Genomic DNA, 4,218 nt, shown 5'->3' with positions numbered 1-4,218 from the left:
CTCCGCCCTACGATAAGTCAACATCGAATCGCTTTCGGCTCTTCGTGTTTCCTTTATCTCAGTTGGAGCGCTCCAGTCCATACGCCGCTAAACAGGGCGCTTGCGCTTTTCTTACGTTCAAACTTGATTCGCTAAATTTTCACAAGAAACATCCTGTCTGGATAGAAAAAAGTGTTATTCGACAAAAAAAGTGGGAGTTAAATGGAGGAATCGACAAGCGCTATCGCTAATTATTAGAATAGACATTAAATTCTAATAATTGGAGGTTCATGATGATCAAGGTATTAACAAAAAGAGCTAGTATGCAATATGATGTAACGATCTTTCAAACTCCAAGGTATCGAGAACATAAGGGTCATAAAGAGGTTTATCGAACCATGGTTCCAGCATCCAGCCGTAAACAGTGCTTAGAGGAAACCTTTAGCCGCTTTAATGTGACCGATAGAATTCCTGCAAATTATAAAGGCAGATTTCTCTCCACTGGAGATATCGTTTTAATTGATGAAGGCCGCGGCGGCCAGCATTATTATCAATTAAAACCTGGTGGATGGTTTCCTATAAACAGAATCGTTCTCCTATAAATCTAAAAAACCTAAGGACAATTCCTTAGGTTTATTTTACGAGGCTAAACGAATCATCCCGCTTTTTTTAATGTTTTCGACCGCCTGTTGCATTGTGCTCTTTTGCATGTGCTTCGTGTTCAGCTACGATTGCCTCAGCAGGGATATGGTTATTTTTCTTCGGTGAATTAATACGGCTTCGATGTTTTTTACCCATTAATAATCTCCCTCCAATCTAAAAATAGCATCCCACAAATTAAAAAATTCATGTCTATTTCATTGCAGAGTTTTTCATTGGAAAATGTTTATGATATATTGTCAATGATACAGTTTTAATCATTAAATTCTGTGCGCAGTTCTTGATTGGAGGATTTTAAAATGAGTGTACATATCGGTGCAAAAGAAAACGAAATAGCAGAGACGGTATTACTGCCAGGAGATCCGCTTAGGGCAAAATATATTGCAGAAAACTTTTTAGAAGATGCAAAATGTTACAATGAAGTCCGGAATATGTTTGGTTTTACAGGGACCTATAAAGGAAAGCGAATTTCTGTTCAAGGAACTGGAATGGGCGTACCCTCCATCTCAATTTATATAAATGAATTGATGCAAAGCTATAATGTCCAAAATCTAATTCGGGTAGGAACTTGTGGAGCTATTCAAAAAGATGTAAAGGTTCGTGATGTTATTCTGGCTATGACTAGCTCAACCGATTCAAATATGAACCGACTTACCTTTGGTCATGTCGATTTTGCCCCTACAGCAAACTTTGATTTACTTCGGAAGGCATATGATGCTGGGGTAGCGAAAGGGCTTAACTTGAAAGTAGGAAATATTTTCACAGCAGATTCGTTTTACAATGATAATGCAGAGTTGGAAAAGTGGGCTAAGTACCAAATTCTTGCGATTGAAATGGAAACGACAGCACTTTATACTTTGGCCGCTAAATTTGACCGTAAAGCACTTTCGGTTCTAACTGTTAGTGATCACATTCTAACAGGCGAAGAAACGACAGCTGAAGAAAGACAGCTAACTTTTAACGATATGATCGAAGTAGCATTAGAAGCAGCTATAAAGGAATAATTATCACAAGCCTCTTCCATATAGGATGAGGCTTTAAATTTATTTAGATAACAGGAACTCACTACCAAAATGGAGAATTAATAAAAAACATACTTCTCTGTGATAAATATCATCGAAATGCCTTTAAATTAGACTTAAATTAAAATAGTATGATTTTGAAATTATTCCTTTGACGAAATATAGGTTCCGGGGGTATTGTATATAGTATTAGAGGTGATTAAAATGAAAGAGCAGCTCAAATTAGATATTACTGGAATGACATGTGCGGCCTGTTCTACTAGAATTGAAAAGGTTCTAAATAAAATGGACGGTGTACAAGCAAATGTCAATTTGGCCATGGAGACTGCCGCTATTTCTTTTGATACTGAACGAGTTTCAAGTAATGATATTATTGCTAAAATAGAAAAACTTGGCTACGGTGCACGATTTGATGAAGCGGAACAAAAGCAGCAATATAAAGAAGAGGAATTGCAGCGGAAAAAACGGAAGTTTCTACTTTCGGTCATTCTGTCCATTCCACTTTTATATACGATGCTTGCTCATATTCCAGTGAATCTAGGATTGGCAATGCCGCACTTATTGATGAATCCTTGGTTTCAATTGCTTTTGGCAACCCCTGTGCAGTTTTATATTGGCGGGCAATTTTATGTGGGTGCTTTTAAAGCATTAAAAAATAAAAGTGCAAATATGGATGTTCTTGTGACTCTAGGAACTTCTGCGGCCTATTTTTATAGTCTTGCTGAAGGAGTGAAAACAATTGGAAACCGGGCCTATATGCCGCATCTTTATTTTGAAACTAGCGCCGTGCTGATTACTTTAATTCTTTTAGGAAAGTTATTTGAAACGATTGCAAAGGGGAAAACTACGATTGCCATTTCTAAATTGCTAAGTCTCCAAGCAAAGGAAGCTACTGTGATCAGAGATGGAAAGCAATGGCAAATCCCTATTGAAGAAGTGAAGGTTTCCGATCTTTTATTGGTGAAACCAGGTGAAAAAATTCCCGTTGACGGTGAAGTAACTTTAGGGCAATCATCTGTTGATGAATCCATGATAACTGGTGAATCGATCCCGGTCGAAAAAGCTGTGGGCGATACAGTCATAGGTTCGACCATCAATAAAAATGGAACATTGACAATAAAAGCAGTGAAAGTGGGTAAAGACACGGCACTTGCCGGAATAATAAAAATTGTCGAAGAAGCGCAAGGCAGCAAAGCCCCAATTCAACGTGTCGCTGATACCATTTCAGGATATTTTGTTCCAATTGTTGTTGCTATTTCGCTGATTACCTTATTGATCTGGTATTTCTTTGTCCGCCCTGGTGAGTTTTCTTCCGCACTTGAAACAGCAATAGCTGTTCTCGTGATTGCCTGTCCATGTGCACTCGGCCTGGCGACACCGACATCCATCATGGTCGGAACTGGGAAAGGAGCCGAAATGGGAATTCTCTTTAAAGGCGGAGAACATTTAGAAACAGCTCATAAAATCAATGCCCTCATCCTCGATAAAACCGGCACAATTACAAAAGGACAACCTATGGTGACTGATTTTATTGCATATGAGGAGGAGAAAAAAGTCCTCCAATATCTTGTATCCGCTGAGAAGTCTTCAGAACATCCATTAGCAGAAGCAATTGTAAAATATGGGATCGAAAAAAGATCAAGTACTCTTCCTGTTAAACGGTTTAAAGCTGTACCAGGGTATGGAATTGAAGCGAAAATTGGCGATGATGAAATTTTCGTGGGCACTCGAAAGTTAATGAATCTTAAAAATATTTCCAGCTTAACGGGAGAAAAAGATCTGTCTCGTCTAGAAAACGAAGGAAAAACAGCCATGTTTATTGCTATAAATTCTACTATCGTCGGTGTGGTTGCTGTAGCTGATACAGTGAAAGAAACAGCCAAATTAGCCGTGCAGCAATTACTTCATTTAGGTATTGATGTGTTTATGTTAACTGGTGACAATGAGCGGACCGCTAAGGCGATTGCACATCAAGTAGGAATCACACATGTCATTGCCGAAGTACTGCCAGAGGAAAAGGCTAATCATGTGAAAGAATTACAGGCAAAAGGACTTAAAGTGGCGATGGTTGGTGATGGCATTAATGATGCCCCAGCACTTGCTGTTGCTGATATTGGAATTGCAATCGGTACTGGAACAGATGTGGCTATTGAAGCAGCTGATATAACAATTCTTGGCGGAGAATTAACCTTGATTCCAAAAGCAATGGCTTTAAGTAAAAAAACGATGCATAATATACGTCAAAACTTGTTTTGGGCTCTTGTATACAATACAGGGGGAATACCGATAGCGGCCCTAGGCTTGTTGGCCCCATGGGTTGCTGGTGCAGCCATGGCATTTAGTTCAGTATCAGTTGTGTCTAATTCCCTTCGATTGAAGAGAATGAATATATAAATAAAAAAGTGAGGTAGTTGTCATGGAGAAAACAACATTACAGGTTTCAGGAATGACGTGCGGACATTGCGAAAAAGCAGTCAAAACAGCTCTTCTAGATGTTGAAGGGGTAAGCGAAGTAAATGTTTCACTAAAGGATGGCAAAGTTGAGGTAGGTCATGAT

6 protein-coding genes are annotated in these 4,218 nt (G+C 38.9%); 5 read left to right on the top strand and 1 reads right to left on the bottom strand.

What is annotated here, in order from left to right:
• Both V7659_RS14825 and V7659_RS14820 read left to right on the top strand, forming a co-directional pair.
• Nucleotides 1-230 (top strand): hypothetical protein (locus V7659_RS14825; protein ID WP_335540652.1); only part of this gene is annotated, 230 nt, incomplete at its 5' end.
• A 39-nt stretch (nucleotides 231-269) separates the two neighbouring features.
• Nucleotides 270-581 carry a YodL domain-containing protein gene (locus V7659_RS14820; RefSeq protein WP_335540651.1) on the top strand — a complete coding sequence of 104 codons (312 nt, stop codon included), beginning with the start codon at nucleotides 270-272 and terminating at the stop codon, nucleotides 579-581.
• Nucleotides 582-648: 67 nt separating this feature from the next.
• Here the strand turns inward: V7659_RS14820 and V7659_RS14815 are convergent, their stop codons facing one another.
• A complete protein-coding gene (locus V7659_RS14815) occupies nucleotides 649-777 on the bottom strand; it encodes a hypothetical protein (RefSeq protein ID WP_098575029.1) in 129 nt (42 codons plus the stop codon).
• Between the two features lie 161 nt (nucleotides 778-938).
• Between V7659_RS14815 and deoD the strand changes: the two genes are divergently transcribed.
• From deoD to V7659_RS14800, 3 genes are all read left to right on the top strand, one after another.
• Nucleotides 939-1,643 carry a purine-nucleoside phosphorylase gene (deoD, locus tag V7659_RS14810; RefSeq protein ID WP_144547236.1) on the top strand — a complete coding sequence of 235 codons (705 nt, stop codon included), beginning with the start codon at nucleotides 939-941 and terminating at the stop codon, nucleotides 1,641-1,643.
• Between the two features lie 222 nt (nucleotides 1,644-1,865).
• Nucleotides 1,866-4,055, top strand: a complete 2,190-nt coding sequence (locus tag V7659_RS14805) for a heavy metal translocating P-type ATPase (protein ID WP_335540650.1) — start codon at nucleotides 1,866-1,868, stop codon at nucleotides 4,053-4,055.
• A 22-nt stretch (nucleotides 4,056-4,077) separates the two neighbouring features.
• Nucleotides 4,078-4,218, top strand: a 141-nt coding sequence (locus V7659_RS14800; protein ID WP_335540653.1) for a heavy-metal-associated domain-containing protein, incomplete at its 3' end; no start/stop codon positions are given.

Source organism: Neobacillus drentensis, assembly GCF_036966985.1.
Lineage (GTDB): Bacteria > Bacillota > Bacilli > Bacillales > Cytobacillaceae > Neobacillus > Neobacillus drentensis_E.
Note: the sequence above shows the minus strand (reverse complement) of the source record. Positions and strands in the feature narration are given on the sequence as shown.